Source organism: Pseudomonadota bacterium (genome assembly GCA_023229365.1).
GTDB lineage: Bacteria > Myxococcota_A > Polyangia > JAAYKL01 > JAAYKL01 > JALNZK01.
Window position 1 is genome coordinate 1 of the sequence record JALNZK010000014.1, and the last position, 16,760, is coordinate 16,760.

22 protein-coding genes are annotated in these 16,760 nt (G+C 38.2%); 7 read left to right on the forward strand and 15 right to left on the reverse strand.

Annotation, left to right across the window (positions count from 1 at the left end; genetic code table 11):
* From M0R80_09665 to M0R80_09695, 7 genes are all read left to right on the forward strand, one after another.
* Nucleotides 1-436: hypothetical protein (locus tag M0R80_09665; protein ID MCK9459891.1), on the forward strand; the 436-nt coding region annotated here is incomplete at its 5' end.
* Between the two features lie 52 nt (nt 437-488).
* Nucleotides 489-1,322 (forward strand): hypothetical protein, encoded by an 834-nt coding sequence (locus M0R80_09670; GenBank protein MCK9459892.1) that lies wholly within the window; start codon nt 489-491, stop codon nt 1,320-1,322.
* Entirely contained in the window at nt 1,315-1,602 is a 288-nt protein-coding gene (locus M0R80_09675; protein ID MCK9459893.1) for a hypothetical protein, read from the forward strand. Before M0R80_09670 ends, M0R80_09675 begins: the two co-directional genes overlap by 8 nt.
* Before the next feature lie 268 nt (nt 1,603-1,870).
* Nucleotides 1,871-2,746, forward strand: a complete 876-nt coding sequence (locus M0R80_09680; GenBank protein ID MCK9459894.1) for a hypothetical protein — start codon at nt 1,871-1,873, stop codon at nt 2,744-2,746.
* 53 nt (nt 2,747-2,799) lie between these two features.
* Nucleotides 2,800-3,822: a glycosyltransferase gene (locus M0R80_09685; GenBank protein ID MCK9459895.1), complete on the forward strand. Its 1,023-nt coding sequence runs from the start codon at nt 2,800-2,802 to the stop codon at nt 3,820-3,822.
* Between the two features lie 49 nt (nt 3,823-3,871).
* Entirely contained in the window at nt 3,872-4,237 is a 366-nt protein-coding gene (locus M0R80_09690) for a hypothetical protein (GenBank protein MCK9459896.1), read from the forward strand.
* Between the two features lie 14 nt (nt 4,238-4,251).
* Nucleotides 4,252-4,746, forward strand: a complete 495-nt coding sequence (locus M0R80_09695; protein MCK9459897.1) for a hypothetical protein — start codon at nt 4,252-4,254, stop codon at nt 4,744-4,746.
* Between the two features lie 13 nt (nt 4,747-4,759).
* Here the strand turns inward: M0R80_09695 and M0R80_09700 are convergent, their stop codons facing one another.
* The 15 genes from M0R80_09700 to M0R80_09770 all read right to left on the reverse strand — a co-directional run bounded on the left by M0R80_09700 (nt 4,760) and on the right by M0R80_09770 (nt 16,750).
* Nucleotides 4,760-5,251, reverse strand: a complete 492-nt coding sequence (locus M0R80_09700; protein ID MCK9459898.1) for a hypothetical protein — start codon at nt 5,249-5,251, stop codon at nt 4,760-4,762.
* A 338-nt stretch (nt 5,252-5,589) separates the two neighbouring features.
* A complete protein-coding gene (locus M0R80_09705) occupies nt 5,590-6,738 on the reverse strand; it encodes a hypothetical protein (protein ID MCK9459899.1) in 1,149 nt (382 codons plus the stop codon).
* 36 nt (nt 6,739-6,774) lie between these two features.
* The gene (locus M0R80_09710) at nt 6,775-7,440 is read right to left on the reverse strand and encodes a hypothetical protein (GenBank protein MCK9459900.1); all 666 of its coding nucleotides are present in this window, start codon (nt 7,438-7,440) and stop codon (nt 6,775-6,777) included.
* 8 nt (nt 7,441-7,448) lie between these two features.
* On the reverse strand, nt 7,449-7,715 hold the full coding sequence (locus M0R80_09715; GenBank protein MCK9459901.1) for a hypothetical protein: 267 nt from the start codon (nt 7,713-7,715) through the stop codon (nt 7,449-7,451).
* 14 nt (nt 7,716-7,729) lie between these two features.
* Entirely contained in the window at nt 7,730-8,281 is a 552-nt protein-coding gene (dcd, locus tag M0R80_09720; protein ID MCK9459902.1) for a dCTP deaminase, read from the reverse strand.
* Between the two features lie 2 nt (nt 8,282-8,283).
* On the reverse strand, nt 8,284-8,511 hold the full coding sequence (locus M0R80_09725) for a hypothetical protein (GenBank protein ID MCK9459903.1): 228 nt from the start codon (nt 8,509-8,511) through the stop codon (nt 8,284-8,286).
* Nucleotides 8,512-8,538: 27 nt separating this feature from the next.
* Nucleotides 8,539-9,072: a hypothetical protein gene (locus M0R80_09730; protein ID MCK9459904.1), complete on the reverse strand. Its 534-nt coding sequence runs from the start codon at nt 9,070-9,072 to the stop codon at nt 8,539-8,541.
* 40 nt (nt 9,073-9,112) lie between these two features.
* Complete coding sequence (locus tag M0R80_09735; GenBank protein MCK9459905.1) at nt 9,113-9,823, reverse strand: PD-(D/E)XK nuclease family protein; 711 nt, start codon at nt 9,821-9,823, stop codon at nt 9,113-9,115.
* 417 nt (nt 9,824-10,240) lie between these two features.
* Nucleotides 10,241-10,786, reverse strand: a complete 546-nt coding sequence (locus M0R80_09740) for a hypothetical protein (protein ID MCK9459906.1) — start codon at nt 10,784-10,786, stop codon at nt 10,241-10,243.
* Nucleotides 10,787-10,888: 102 nt separating this feature from the next.
* The gene (locus M0R80_09745) at nt 10,889-11,326 is read right to left on the reverse strand and encodes a hypothetical protein (GenBank protein ID MCK9459907.1); all 438 of its coding nucleotides are present in this window, start codon (nt 11,324-11,326) and stop codon (nt 10,889-10,891) included.
* A gap of 556 nt (nt 11,327-11,882) precedes the next feature.
* Nucleotides 11,883-12,101, reverse strand: a complete 219-nt coding sequence (locus M0R80_09750; protein MCK9459908.1) for a hypothetical protein — start codon at nt 12,099-12,101, stop codon at nt 11,883-11,885.
* A gap of 1 nt (nt 12,102) precedes the next feature.
* Complete coding sequence (locus M0R80_09755; GenBank protein MCK9459909.1) at nt 12,103-14,376, reverse strand: hypothetical protein; 2,274 nt, start codon at nt 14,374-14,376, stop codon at nt 12,103-12,105.
* Between the two features lie 8 nt (nt 14,377-14,384).
* The gene (locus M0R80_09760) at nt 14,385-15,236 is read right to left on the reverse strand and encodes an ATP-binding protein (protein MCK9459910.1); all 852 of its coding nucleotides are present in this window, start codon (nt 15,234-15,236) and stop codon (nt 14,385-14,387) included.
* Between the two features lie 193 nt (nt 15,237-15,429).
* Complete coding sequence (locus M0R80_09765; protein MCK9459911.1) at nt 15,430-15,738, reverse strand: hypothetical protein; 309 nt, start codon at nt 15,736-15,738, stop codon at nt 15,430-15,432.
* Nucleotides 15,739-15,748: 10 nt separating this feature from the next.
* A complete protein-coding gene (locus tag M0R80_09770; GenBank protein ID MCK9459912.1) occupies nt 15,749-16,750 on the reverse strand; it encodes a hypothetical protein in 1,002 nt (333 codons plus the stop codon).
* Between the last annotated feature and the right edge of the window lie 10 nt (nt 16,751-16,760).

Sequence of the window (16,760 nt, forward strand, 5' to 3'; positions counted from 1 at the left end):
GGAGTTTAAACCTGGGTACAACACAACAGATATAAGCCATAGAATTCTTAATCGGGATGGAACCGGGACAATCGCGTCTGTATTGGCTTCTGGGTCATATGAAGAGGTCACGGATCCTGTGCCTTTGAATGGAGTAACTAACATTTCGGGAACTGATGCCGGCACTTATTGCCACGGATACATATCAGATCTGGCTATGGATAGTGCAGGGATTTTACATGTTGCGTTGGTACCGGGGGCTTTTAATGGCGGGTCGAACGCAGAATTCTGTGATTATGGATATTCACACCAATATGGAATCTCACAAACGGGCGTTTTGCTGGTCGGTGGCGGTTGGACTTATGGCGCTTCGGCGGGTGTCGGCTGTCGTGGTTCGAATCGCGGATCTTCGTTCTGCGAGCTTAATGTGGGTGCTCGCGCCGAGGCAATAATCTAATATCTATCCGACAACCAACACTTATTTATGCATTGAAAATCAACGTAAAATCATGAACATTCAATACCGAGACAAAGAATGGTTGCAAACAAAATACCTCACAGAAGAGTTAAGTACTTATAAGATTGCAGAAATCTGTCAAGTTGATGATGAATGTATCCGCAAATGGATGATAAGATTTGAAATACCAAGGCGCAAAGCATACATTGCTAATTACTGCAAATTTAATGAGGATCTAAATAATTTAATTACGGGATCAATGCTTGGCGATGGTTCGCTATCTTGGGGTTACGAAACTGTATCAGCATATTATTCGCTATCTAGCAAGTATAAGAAGTATCTGCAGTACGTTAAATCTGTATTTGAAGATATTTCCAACATTAAAACTCGTGGCTCGATTGCAAAATATACTAATGATTTGGGAACTTGGTATGTTTGGCAAACGGGTTATTACAGAGGCTGGTTTCCTGATCTACGCAGATTGTGGTATCCTGGCAATAAGAAAATCATACCTAATAATATCAAATTAACGCCCGAATGCCTACGAACTTTCTACATTGAAGATGGCTGCCTCGGTATAAATTGGAAAATTCAACGCATAGAATATGTTTCACTTGCCGTTAATAACTTCACATTTGATGATATAGCAAAATTAATACAAATGATGGCATTAGAATTAAACATTCCATTTAATGACATTAAAATTAACAAGAGTTGTAAACCAAATCAATATAACATAGTAATTAACAAACGTGCAGCAATACGAGCATTCTTTGATTACATAGGATCATGCCCAAGTAAGATTATAAGTTGTTTTGGATACAAATGGCCTGTAATCACTGAAGATGAAATCACATATAATTTTAGGAGTTTTAAAAATGGTTGAATCAAACATAGAGCCGACAAACATCGGCATAGACGGCATAGTATCCGGAATCGCAACAATCCGGGTTCGTTGGAACAAAGAACAGGTTGAACGAGCTGGAATAGATGAAACTGCCATCACATTGTGGCAGTATGACGAATGCCGGATGCGATGGACGTTGCCTGTAGTATACACAACGCTGGCTGAAGTTCAGGCGTATCTTGACGCAAACTATGATGCCGGAGAAAAGATACTGGACTGGGCGAAAGCGAGTAAGATAAATTCTGAAGACTTGACGTGAGGGTGGATTCATATATCCAACATCATAACATGTTTAATAATTTTTAAACTTACTAAAGAAGTACTTTGGCACTTTAAAGACTAAATAATATCATTTTTTGTCTACCAACTTTTTATTTACTCGCGACGATTATACTTAGTTATGGTTCGAAAAAAGAGAAAGGTTAAAGAGTATACGGATGATGAGATAAAAAAGGCTCAAGAGTCTGTTAAGAATTCTCCATCTCCACAAGATGGTGAAGTAGAGAAAAACCCATGGTGTCCATTTAATGAAGAGGGTCAGAATGATAACAAGGGCACTCGCAATTAGTTTCATTCTTTTTTTGTTGATAACGCCATGTTTATCAGATGGGGGATGGGAGGTATTAAGTTCTGGATATGGAGGGGCAACCGGAGGATCATACACATCGATATCTGAATACTCCACAAATTTACAGAGGTTTAATCAAACTGATGGATATTATCAGATGGATGCATCAAGAACAAGTTATCTAACTACAGGACTATCATCTCACTTGTTTACAAATAAAGACAATGGCAATATTAATGGAAGCTTAAAGTTACAGTCTGCCGATGCTTACCTGGCATCTGATGTTGTGTCGATGCACGAAGATAACACTAATGTTCCGGGGACGTTGTGTGATACTGGAGATCTAACCCAGCCAACAGGTTCACTAATTAACGCCACAAACAACACATCTAGTAATGTTTTTCGGGCATCTGGTATTGTTCCAATGAGCCAAAATGCAGTTGCCTCATATACCATTATGGGACAGGGAACTGATGATGATCCGGGTATTTATGAGAGCACCAGAAGTCTTGAAGGATCTAACATATCGTTGTCTTACGATACGGATTCACCAAAAGGTAATTCATTCCAGACTGTGTCAAGTTATATTGCATCCGGACAGAACCGAAAAGAGAAAGTAGAGCAATTCCACCAGTATACTCAGTCCGATACTATTATGGCATCAGACGAATCCGAAGGGATTAAACAACATGCGGTGTTGAATTTCGTCGGGCATAAATATGATGGACCAAATATGCCGGACACATGGGAAGCACAAAACACCACTAATGCTACTGCAAATTCTACAGTAAACCAGACTGTTAACTCTACTGTTGTAAATGCCGAGGCAATTTAATCCCATACTTTTTTACGTATTATGTACCATTTATTCCTATGATTTCTGCATGTATGATAGTACGAGACGGCGCAGAGACGATTGAGGCCGCACTTAAATCAGTTAGGGATCTTGTGAATGAAATTGTAGTAGGGATAGATTCCAGGACAAAAGACAACAGCAGAGAAATTATAGAAAAATATACGAATAACGTTTTTGAGTTTGACTGGATAGACGACTTTGCATATGCAAGAAATCTGGTGGCATCAAAATCTACCAATGATTTTATCTTTGTCATAGATGTAGACGACATCGTTATTGAGGGATGTAAGGGGCATATAATAAATGAGATAAAAAACGATGTTAAGTTAATGCGGGTTAATTTAGTAACAGCTCCAGGCAACTCTATTACGTCTCCCAGGATATATGATCGGAGATTTTTGAAGTTTAGATACCGGATACACGAAGCCATAGAAAAAATAGATAGTGATTGTGAAATTTGGGCTGCTGATATTCCAATATCCATGGTGCATAAACATCCCGATAAGGTAATTGAACCCGGACGCAACATCCGAATACTTAAGAATATAATTGATGAGATGCCACGATACCTGTTTTACATGGGACGGGAGTGTTTGGATTCAAATGATTACAAAAATGGAATAATATATTTTAATAGATATTTACCGTTGTCTACATTTGAACCTGAAAAGTTGGATGCCATGGTAAACCTGGCAACCTGTTATGGATTTGAAGGAGACTTTACAAAAGCCCGTGAATATTGCTTTAGAGTGTTGTCGTGTAACACAAATTTTGTTCCGGCATACAATCTGCTGGGTCAATTGGATATGAGCCAGGACAAATATGATAGCGCGATAACATGGTTTGAATCGGCAACAAAATGTAAGGATACGAGTTATATGTTTAATGATGTGCTGTCTGCGTTGTTTAACTGCTGGGGAAATTTAATTGTTGCGTATGCAAAGACGGGACAGATAGAAAAATCCAGAAATGCTATTGAAAATGCAAAATCAATCAATTGTGATAGTGAATGGCTGGATAGAAATATTGAATCGGTAAGGGATCTCTTGAAATAAAACTCACCTATATATTATATTTTGTGGGAACGTCTATATGAATAATATTATGACACCATCCAATACAGACTGGTTAAACCAGTGTCTTGATTTATATAATAAACGATTTGATGCAATAGAAGGAAATCAATCAAAGATAGAAAGCAGTCAATCTGCAAGAATGGATAAATTTGAGGAATCGGTAAATACTGATATATCAAGGGTTCATGATAGGATTGATGATGTCATAAATAAACAAGATCTTATTTTGGATAAAATGGATGGATTTTTTAGAGAGGCGAATAGCAAAACCACAGATAACCTTATTACGATTACTGAGATAAAAACAAAGCTGAGTTATTGGGGAACACTAGGGGGAATTATTTCGGGTGCTGCAATAAGCTGGGTAATGTCGATTTTTCCAATAAACAAATAGAAGGAAGATATGTTATGACTGAATATACAATTAGAGCATTTAATGGGGATACATCTCCGATTGATTACATATTGAGAAAACGAAGTATAGATAGCGATTTGACTCCACCAATTGATTTGTCTAACTGCGATGTCTATTTCTATATGTATGATGAAGACGGTATTTGCATAACTCCAGTGTATACATTTGACACTAATGTTGAACGAGACGACTATTTTACAGATAATCCGAATGATTTAATTCGAGGATTATTAATCCAGTCTAATCTTGTGTTGTTACGATATGACGGAACAACATGGAACACCGATTATAAATATATAATGAATGGAGTGGAATGTGAAGCTATTGAAGATATTACCGGCGGAGTGAGATTTTATCCCACTTCTGAAGAGTTTAAGAACGCAGGAATGTTTTCCTCGTTCTATAGAGTCAAATCTACGGTTGACACTGAATCCGTATATGAAAAGTACCCAAAGGGTGAAAAATTATGGGTGAGGATAATGAAATAGACGAGTACGGAACTCAGGATCCCCACGCACTCATCATTTTCTTTCTCATTTCAAGATGAGATGTTAATGTCCATCCTGGGTTTATGGTTTCCATTTCTTTAATTTCTGCTTCATTTTCTTCCAATATTTTTTCCGGATCAAACCCATAGATTACTATGGCGTTGTCTATTACGTTGCCAATCTCGCATAATCTTTCCCACATCTTAAGTTCGTTGTGTCTGGACTCTACCATTACACGATATTGTTGGAGGCTTGCAAGTCTGGTATCTAGGTTTAGAATTTCGTGATCTATAATAGATCGTTGCTGTCTTAGTCTTGCTATGCTTTTCTCCAGCATTGATATGTTGTCGCGTAGATCACCACTTACTACAGATGTGTCGACGTATGATGAGTCGTGCTCAAGTATATGGTGAATTATTCTACGAATGGCATCTGATTTGCACATGCCTAATTGATCAAGCTTGTTGAAGTCCGATTCTTCAAGTTTGACGTGGACTGCTCTCATTTTTGTCATGATATCATATCATTTCATTATGTTTGTAACGATAAACTGAGTGGATAAGTTGTCTACGCAGTCTGTTCGTATATAATACATGGAAATATCTAATGGACGATCTGATGTATATAGCCATACGATTGCCTTTGATTCTGTATATGATTCTATCCAATGGGGAACTATAATGTTATGGTGTATGAAATATATGCCGTAGTATTTATGATGCATCATAAGACACATTGGAAGAATCAGTCTGATACTTTCATCAGAATAATAGTTTGATCCGTCAAAAAATATGGTTTCTTTGTTTAATATCCGGTCTTCTACCAGTCTATCCAATATGATGTTCATTGTACTCCTGTCCATTGAACTGTGTCTCCTACAATCCGGATGTCTCCATCGGACTCTATGCATTTTAATTTTGCAAACACGTCTTTTCTTCCCCAAGATATCATTTTACATTCGTCTGCAATTAGTCTCCTGCTTGTAATGAGCCTGCTGTCCTTGTCTCTCTGAACGATACTTTTTATTATTTTACAGATCATGACAGAGTCGATGTCGTCTAATAATAATCGTTTCCAATCACGAAACAGCCCTATTAACCGGAGAATTTCATTATCGTGTGCCTCTACTTTTATATGTGGTTCTGGTCCGTATTTTGCCAGGTGGTATCCCAATAATAAGTTGTTGAACACATTGGTTTCAAATTGAAATAGGTTTAATTCCTGGTGTAAGCTGTATACTTCGGTTGCAAATTCAATTGATTCGATTGAGTTAAATTTCTCCTTCCAATTTACTACGCTGGTTGAAATGGAATTGATGTTAGTTTCGTTTTCTCTGATGTTTGACATCTGTTGTTTCATCTGAAGCATTGCAGTGTTATCATATCGAGTTGGAAGAAATATAAGGGGACAGAATCTTCGGAATAGTCCTGATGCTCCTTCATAATGACTTGGCTGGATGCCAGCCCACAGTGTTAGAAATGTGTCGTATGTTCTACCTCCTGCGGCCAGGTCCTTTGAGATGTGACCTCCATCCAGTATCTCCAATAACCTGCTGATTAGTGTTGCATTATATACTGCCCTGGTGCTCCCGGTGATTGTTGTAAATTCGTCAATCATTATGATATCGTTGGCGTGAATTTCTGCAATCCCAAAGTGCGGAATCTGTTCACCATCACGGTTTGTTGTAACAGATCCGACTAATGCGGATTCAGTCATTCCGGATTTGAATACCATGTCGGTTCCGGAACTTTTGAATATGGAGTTAAATGCACGCAAATATGTGGTTTTCATAAACCCGGAAGGAGAGATAAATAGATTGTGTTCGCGTAGTTCCGGGATATCACCGGCTTCCCAATATACAGCTTCTCGTTTTCCCGTTATTATATCTATTTTTCGATTTAACAGGTTCATATGATGCATAGCGTAAGAACAGATATAGAATGGAGCATATACATTGTAAAGGTATAATTTGCGGTCCTCCATCTCCTGCATAACTCTATTATATATCAATTCGTCGTTTCCTCCGATTTATTCTTCCCATTCGGTGTTTAATATATTGCAGATGAACTCTGCTCGTTTCTCCGCAATCCCCTTTACAACCGTATAATTTTCAGGAGGCTGAATTGATAAGTTATGGATTGTTTTGTAAGTTGTTAATAGTTGTTTTAGTTGCTCTGGGGTTATTTTGAGTATTCGAGCCATAAGTTTAATAGGATCTCTTCTCGCGGGAATCCCATATTTACCATCATATACTGCCTGCATAAACCTAATCATTGCAAATTTGGCATTGATTTCGTCATGAGTCCAGATTACATGAAATTTTTCCCTTGTCATCAATGATGCAATCTCGCCGTATATGATAGACTCGTTGATATCTATCTCTATAGATTTCATGTCTCGGATATAAGAGTCAACCGATCCTATAATTAAAAAAAGTACGATTTTGTCTTCGTGGGTTGCCAGTTTATCAGTTTCGTTGTGGATCCTAGAACGTCCATTTAGTTGTTTTGGACCAAAAATAGATTCACATAGGTCCCCTATGGTTTTACGTTCTACCAAAACTTCTGCACTCTTCGCATAGTAGTCTCCCGCATCGAGTTTTTCATGGTGAAAAGTTATTGCAGGAAATAAAACACAATACTCGTCAAAAATAGATTTCTTTTCTCTGGTATCAATTATTATCTCAAGAGACATAAAATCACTTATATCTCTTCGTCTCCATATGTTCCAGTATACCAGGTTATTTCGGTTGCTTCATTCATCCAAGGCATCCACCACCCTTTATTTTTTATGGAGTCTAGCCATTTACCTAAAATATGATTTCCGATGTCGCTAAAGGAGTTAAATGACGCCTCCTCTATGTTTAGTTCGCCATGTTGTTCAACAATGTAATTCGTCACTTCGGAAAACGTAACACGTTCGGTATCTGAAGTAATTTTACTAATTATAGCAATGTAGATTTCATTCATATAATCGCTTCCTGTCATAATTTGTTCCTGTAGTATCTGGACTTTGTTGGGCCTTGTTGACCTTGATACTTTGATCCTGGTTTGTTTCCATACGGAATCTTGCAATGTTCTGTTTTGTGAAAAATTAGTTGGGCAAATGTCATTCCGGATTTTAGTTTTATTGGATACATTCCGCAATTTGATATCTCAAATGTTATGGTACCGGAAAATCCGGCGTCAATCCATCCAGCAGTTTTGTGTACATCTATACCGAGTCTTGCCAAAGATGACTTCCCAGTAACTTCTGCACAGATGTTATCGGGAAGAGTTATTTTTTCTATTGATGATCCCAAGATGAAATCACCTGGATTTATTGTTATGTCTGGTGTTGCAAATGGCTTTCCGCAATTTGATATGTCTTGTTGATTGTATGGATCGATTGCGTGAAATGTCGGGCCAAATGTAATGAAACCATCGCTCAATCTCAAATCAATAGAGTTTGGATTTACTAAGGATTCATCATATGGACTTATGGATACTAAACCGTCCGATATGTATGATTTGATCTCCCAATCCACCATTACCATGTTTAATTTCCATAATCCTTAAAATTAGAAAGAACAAAATCTATGTCGTCCGCGGTAATTCTTTTTCCGTTCTTTTTATCGACTATTTTTTCTGCGTCTTGTACCAGGTGTTCAACATAAGAGGTTGCCAACTTGGCAAGATGTGTTGCAGTTTCCATACCAATAAGTTTCCCGCATGCATTTTTTCCTATGCGTCTTGCAGTATATGCTGGAAATATATTATCTACCATACTTAATGATATAACATCGATTTGTATTTAATCTGCTGATGTTTTGTTGCTAATTACCGGACAGCATATAATATATGAGTCTGTATTTTTGTCTCGTATTCCAATTGCATTAGATCCGTCTTTATGCTTTATGGAAACAATCTCAACAATATTGGTTGATATGTTTTTCTTTGATAGTTTAATCAGATAATCTATCATATGCATATCAAACAGTCCTATTTGAGTTATGAGATTATTACCGTCATATCGTATTTCTCGTATACCTACAGCAGATGCAACATCCGGGGGTATAGATAATTTACCCATAACACGATTTCTAACATATTCCTTTATGTAGGATTCAGATTGGGTATTCATGGGGCACGTACCGGTATCGTTGGTAAGTTTTCCAATCCAATCATCAGATATCTGCCATATTCGTGTAGATCCTCCAAAAGAAACATTTGTTACACTTACAATACACCCCAAATTCTTAAGTTTGTATATCATTCCTCTTGGTAATGCACCGGATAAATAACTGGTTATGAATTTATCACAACCTACTTTGTTAAATATGGTCAATAGATTATCATATTGTCCTTTTGATAGTTCCCTCAAAATATCACCGCAATGTAAGAGGGTTTGGGACATCCTTGAATAGCCCGGCTTCCTGTGTTGAACTACATAATCCACATATTGGATACATTGCCCAGGAGCACCGTGGTTTAATTTCAGCATCCGGATTGTTTATTATGGCTTTCATGTCTTGTATCGCGGTTTCTACTTTTGATGTGTCTGGATAGCCATAGTCCACATACTGTTGTAGTCTTGGATTGATTACCCTGAGTTCAGTTATGTCAATATCCAGGATGTTCTTGATGTTATATGCATAAAATTCGAGTTGACGCTTTTCTGATTTACGGTCAAACTTTTTGCTGGTTTTGTATTCTACCAGACGAAACCCACCGTAAAGTAGTGCATCGATCCGGTCTATTGTCCCTGTGGTTTCCAGGATGTGGTTTGTAAATTCAAGCTCCGTGACATATGGAAAAAATAGTTCGTCAGAATAAAACCGGTTTATTTCGTAATTTATAAAATATGATGCCATCCTGCGTTCTAAAATTCCAAACTCCTGTGGTATGAACTCTGTCCATCTGTCTGGAGAATATTTTAGGATGTCTACTGCGACAAAAAATTTGTCCGCGAATTCATGGAATCGAGATCCTAAAGTTAGGGCATATGATTTTTTCTGCTCTGTTTTGTCGATGTATTGCTTTTTGAACTGGAGTGGACAGAACGAATAGGATTCTATGTGAGACTTTCTAATGTACATTTGCTCTCCTTATTTCCTTCTCTACGCACTCTATATATCTGTCTTTAATCTTCCACTGACCGCATCTATCTGCATGAGCACTTATTTCACCACGTCTTATGCTATCTTCACATATTCCTGATAAGTTGCCTCGATGAATAAATCTGCTACAAGTTCCGCATTCATCAGTAGAAAACGTGTAGCAATGTTCACCATTATGAGACTCTACTTCAAATGTTATTGGCATCATACACCACGTGTGTTTTGTCTATTGCATCCCCTATGTTATAGCCTTCCGGTCCTCTTGCACCACATTTGTTGCAATGTGAGTAAAATATGTCTATAATCTGCCCGTTTTTCTTTATGTATTCAGATTTTATAACCATAGAGCACCCACAGTATTTACAATCGCTTGGTTTAGACATGATAAAAAAAGAGTTATGTGAATTTAACCGTGAATGGAGATTCGTTCTTAAACATCTCTATTCTCTGGCTTTCCTGTGCTGCATAGACGAATACTGAGATCTGAACTTCCGCTGTCTCCCCTGCGATTCTAAACTTGGAAGGAATAGCAAAGAATTCGGTGTCGGTGTTATCGCCCTCTTTTATCTGTCCATGACAAATAGCAACCATCTTACTGTTGATATATACCCGAACTACATTGTTCACTACCCCATATCCTTTCCCAGATGATTCAATTCTGTAAAACAGTTTTTCGGTTGTTATAGGAATGGTGATTTCGGTTTTTGGATTTGGCTCTCCTGCTTTTCCAGCCCAAATGCCATTAATTGTAATTGCAAGCCCACCGGTTCCCGTGGTATTTGGCCTTTCTACGGGTGTAGATACTTCGGGTTCATCTGTGGGAATGTTTTGTGCCTGGGGTTCTTCCTTGGGTTTTCGTGCATCTTCCATTATGCTTTCACCCGGTGTATTTGTCATAGAGTTTTCGCACTGTGCTTTTGTTTCCAGAAAGATGTTCGCCATTCGGAAACTCTATCTGGTATCTCTTTTCCTCTACTACAGTCCCAATAATATTCGGGTTGTCATTTATCCCGAATTTATATCCGTTTTTTTCTTCTAATACTTTCATGATGATGCTACTGGTATGCTGACTGTCTCAGCCTGCTGTTCAACTGTTGATTCCTGACTTAAGTCACCATCGGAGACCTTAGCCATTTCACGGATAGCACTGTCGATTCCAGTTTTAATATCTTCTTCTGGTGGTAGATAAGCCTTTAGCCACCCGGTGCTCTGGCTGCTTATTGTCGCTCCATAAACAAACTTTAATATGTTCTCAACATGCTCCTGAAACTTAAACGATGCTTCTACATACTCATCAACATCGTTATATGTCAGTGTTTTGTTGCCAAGAGAATCGATGCGTGCCTTTTCCACCTGCATTACTGCAAAATCTCTACACGCCTTTCCTACAGACCTGAGCTTTTTGAATAACCCAAGACTGATACCTCCCAAAACAATCCAGGAACCAATTAGTTCCGGATTGACTGCAAGAGTCTCTATCATAACTATCTATATGATTTGCCCCATAATTATGCTTTTCTTAATAGATAAGTTGCTTATCTATTTGAAGCAATTAATAAACGGTGCAATAAGAAAGCAAAAGATAAAGAATCCAACTATAATTAAGTAAATGTCTTCCATAATCTCAATGTGCTCCACAATGCAATAAAATAATCAGAGAAATGATCCAGCTTAAACAGAGACAAAAAGATAATTGTCTGCTGTTTGGTTTTGTGTGGAAATAACTATATGACATGGCTGTGCTTAAGGTTTATCATTTGTTTTCTTGTATAATATACACATGTCTACCTTCCATTTTTTAGAATTGTCAAGTCCGCATGTTATGTAGTTTCTTCCATCGATTACAGCGTTGTCTTCGGAGTGTTTACAAGTTTTGCATAACGATTTTATCATTTAAACAATCTCAGTCTTATTATCTTTCCGACGTGTAAATTTGACTTCCTGCTCTTTAAAAACTGATTAAATATCTGGTCTGACATTGTATTAGATTCAAACTCTCTATTTTCTATGCATGCCAAATAATATGAGATGTCTTCGGTCATTTAAACCAACCCAAATCAATATCTGAGTTTCTTTCTATAGTTTTTCTGGCTTCACATCCATAATATATTTTAAGCATACATTGATCGCATATAGGGAGTCTGATTGATGCTGTGTCTTTGTTTAAAAAGTCAACTAATACTCCATTTATTTTCCCCCCGTAATGATCTGTCCCCACTGTTTCCCCGCAAATGCCACATGTTATTGTTTCTATCATGTTACCACAATGTCTGTTGTCCATTTACTATATAATCCCATGTGTATCCCAATGCTTCCATATATGATTCCATTTTATTTTTTACCAGCTTTTCTGCGTGTGTTGTCCAATCAACCTCACTTTGAATTATTGAGGTATCGAAATCTCCATCTATACAAATCTCTCTGGGCCACGAGTCACGTTTAAGGAGATAAACAAGACGTGGCTTTACAGAAGGATCAAATATGTGTTGGTATTGAACCTTTGCTACTTCTCTCCCACGATACCACGGATCGTCATGTTCAGTATGTATTCCCTTAGGTATAGAGACATCGTATACTGATAACTTTCCGGATTTTATGTCCTTCCAGCGTTGTCTTATGAGAGCCAGTGCTTTTGGTAGATCATCTTCAATGAATAGTATGTTGAAAAATTCTGTTTGGAGATCTTTTACCGCTTTTGCCTGATCTGATCTTTTGATTTCGACTCCAACATAACTCATCTTTTTACAGAACCCGTAATCCTGATGCCACAACAACAATCCCACATATTTCTTTTTAGCTGCTTCATTACCTTTTTTTCTCATCTTGAAGAACAGTGAGTCATGTATTTTTTCGAGCTTTAACGTAAAATCTACAATGGCATTTGTGGCTATGGAGTATGTTTTAAGATCACCATTTAATATATCTTGAACTTTTAAACCCTCTTCAAGCGTATTTACAGGATTAAACGCTGCTGAGTCCGTGTCGCAATATATTACGTGATATCCAAGCGATTCTATTTTATCCCGTACTATTTTTGAGATTTCTCTGCCATAGCGAGTGACTGACGCAGCTGTTGCTTCGTTGTATAAACGGAAGCTTTTGGCTCCAAGAACTCCATAGAAGCTGTTTGCTAGATACTTTAGGACTTGTTCCTGATATTTTAGATTTATATCCTGGCTTGTTTTGTTTATGGTTCTGAGTCTGTCACGCTCTGCTACGATGTGTTTCAGGATTTTTGGAACTAATTTATCTACATCCGGGGAGATGTCATATGCCATCATAATAGTTGGATATAGGGATTTTAAGTCTACCCAGCCTACGTTTTTGTGCAGGCCAAACGGCGGGAGAATTACTGTTGCGCCTTCAAATGTACTGTCTGAATTATTTGGAAGTCGTCTTGGCATCGGTTTGATGCCAGATTGCATGAGATATGATTCTATGATTTTGCTGTTGTATATGGTGTCTTCAAGTTTGCAGCCTGTAAAATGACGAACTGAATCAAAAAACCGAAACATCTGTGTCTTTTCTTCAATGATCATCAGGCTGGTGATATCATTTTCACAGTACTGAAGTAGGGTATCCCAGTCATGAGTAGCATACAGGTGTTTTATTTGGGCACCATAGTCTTTATATGGGAATCCGTATTCGGCCGACACTGTTTTGAGTCCGTTGTCTTCACGTTCCGACTCAGATGATTTTAGTTTTTTAAATCCGTCTAACATGTCAAAACATTGACGACCCGGAGTTCTTACGATGTATTTTCCGTTTGGCATTAAGTCGCATCGTGCGTCATTTAGCCTGCATAAAGCAGTTGTTCTCATGCCTATGACGTTTGCCCTGCGTACGAGATATGGCAAATCAAATTGAAGACAATACCATCCGGTGTAAACATCGGGATCAATCTTTTTGATTAGTTGATAAAAAATTTCAAACAGTTCTTTTTCCGACTTTGCAACAATATGATTGGATTTTATTCTGTGATCTATTCCATTTGTGATTATGAATTTCTTTCCGGTGTAACTGTCGCCAAATTGAATGGTTGCGACCGGATATTTTACAGTTGATGGATTTGGCATGTCCCCGGGATCATTGTCGATTTCGATATCGAAAAACAGGATTCTTGGAGGAATGTAACCGTCGTACTGCACCGATGATACTGCGCTGTTGCTCTCGATTTTATATGCTTTTTTTAGCTTTTTGTCTGCAATAAATCTCTTTTCAAACAGAATGTCGCTCTCATCTGTGAAACTAAACTGATCTCGTACTTCTGAGACCCGTCCAGGGAGGTCTGTAAATACCTTGACGACGTTTCTGCCAAAACAATCGGTTGCGGATTCTCCTCGTCTACATCCATCCAGTTGAGTAATTCTACCTGCTTCATCATATGGAACATAAAAATATGGTTCGAAGTCTTTTATCTTTGTTACGGTTGGTTCTCTTGTGGTAGTGTCTCTTCCAAAAACATGCAGGATTGGCTTCCGATTTTTAAAATCTATTTGATATGCTACATCCTGAACAATCGAAATAGACATGACAAATCCTATACAAATTCAAGAGAACTGTATGTTCCCACTTTGTTTTTGACATCTTCCCATGTAGGGTTTATCATGGGTTCGATCTCGGGAATATCGCCAAATCTTCCACCTTTGAAGTAAAACCAGTGTTCGTTAAGCCCTGTGATTGGTTCCGGGACTTTTTTAACTTCCATAACAAGATTCAGCCAGAAATCTGTATTTTTTTGCCATTTTGGCAGATCAAATTTCAGTGGAGTAGATCCATCAAATGCCTGATGGGCTCTAAATGTAATTATGACATGCCATTTGGTGGCTAAAAGCATCCGTAGCATATCCATATACTTGCGGTTTGCCTTACCCCACTCAGTTTGCATCATCAAATCTTTGCCGGATTTATCTTTTACCTTTTTCGTCTCTATGGTTTCAAGCCAAAGACTTAGCCATTCCCAGGCATCGGTTCCAGAATCAATTACAATGAATCCGTATTTGCGATCTTCCTCTGGTAATTCTTCATTGGACAGTATCATGTCGGTTAAAACATCAATTGCCTCTTCGTATAGGGTCAGAGACTTTACCAGATCAACGGTTTTGTTCTTTTTGTCCAGATATTCCACAGCATTGAACAATCTTATTCTGTCTTGGACTTCCTGAGGCCAAGTTGATACATTTATGTGGAAATCACCTTCTGTATCTATTGCCCAGACATAACCCGGGAGATTATGACTGATAAGATATTGTGCAGACGATATGCAAAAATGAGTTTTGCCTTGTTTTGCCCTGGAATATACCGCAATTCGAATTGTTGCTTTCTGATGGCTTATAGGTTTAAAATAGTCGTCCACTGATTTTTTGGTTTTAATTGTGCTACCAAATGCCATGATTATATTCCCAATTTTTCTGCTGCGTCTTGTGCAAATTTCACTGCACAATCTTTGCTGCATACATCTGCGTAATCTGATTTATCACCATAATTCGCAATCATATGAAGCGCAAATGGCTTTTCCTGTGTTTTATTGCAGACATCACATGTATAAATAGTATGTTTTGACATAATGTTCACCTAAAAAATAGTTATGCAGTTGTGTCTTCTGGTTTGGAAGGCGGCAATTGCTGCTTTTTTGAAGACTTATGGATATCGGTGGGTATGTCTGTTGACTTTGAATTCTCCAGTCTTCCGGTTGGTGTTGAGTTTGGCTTGGCGTATTCTTTGGGATCTTGCACTTCTCGTAATCCATCAGGACGCTTCTCCCATTTCCTACACCAGGAATTTGGTTTTTTGTAGATAGACTCGGGATTTATGCAGCAATTTGATGTTTCTTCATCGTAATTCCCACAATCAATGCATGTTCCGAGTCTAAGATCATTCTTGAATGTTTTCATGTTCGCCTCGTTAGATTTCTATGTCGTCAATTGCAGTCAATGCACCAGACAACTCACTGCTTGATGGATTCAATAACACACCGAGTAAATTTATGTTCTGGTTTTCATTCCCATCTCTGCCCTTATACTTGTTTACGGTCCCGAACATGATTACTTCAGAACCACGTGGGATGTTTTCGGATTGTTCCTTGATTACTTCATTAGAGACGTCTGCAAACCCTACAATATCATCTGCAAGACCAATGTCGGTAATTCCCACCATTACTCCACCTGCACCGTCCTTTGTGACTTTTATTGATGTTACCTTACCAATTACCGCCACGAGTGTTCCGGGATCATTGTCAAACACCGATTCAATCGGAACCGACATATCTGAGTTACTCAGGATATCGTAAGTTGTGTTCCAAAGCTCTTGCGGATCGGATGTTCCTTTTGGTTCCCATCCTTCTTTGTATATGAATGCCTTTGTGAGTTTTCCGTCATCGGTCTTGTTAATCTTCCCGGTCATTATACCGTTGTCGCCGGCGTTTGCATCAAGCTTGCCGTTGAATGGAACACAGAATACATCACCACTTTTGTCCTCGATTAATAAGATGCCTTCGCGCTTGAGCTCCTCTTCAATGTCCTTCCTAAAATTTGGGTTCTTCTGTGTTTTCTTAGCGTCAAAGAATTCCTTGGAGTAGATTGGAATAGGCTGTCTATTTTCATCTAATCTTACCAGTCCTTCCGTAAGAGCAAGTTGCGGGTTTTCTGCATATTTGTTCAGAGCGTGCTTTTTGGATGGAAAGTTCACATCTCGATATGAGGTTATGGATACAATTACTGCCTTTGCTTTTTCTCCACCGGATCTTTTCGCCAAGCTGATTTTCATGTAAAGAATTTTTTCAATTTCTTCTGGAGTTTTTCCTGGACTTCGTTCTGCAATTTGCTTTCGTATGCTGTCTACTGCTGCTTTTGCATCTTCAGCAGGTATTCCCTTTATTTTTGCGTAGAGCTCTTCGCTTGATGTCATGTTCTATCTC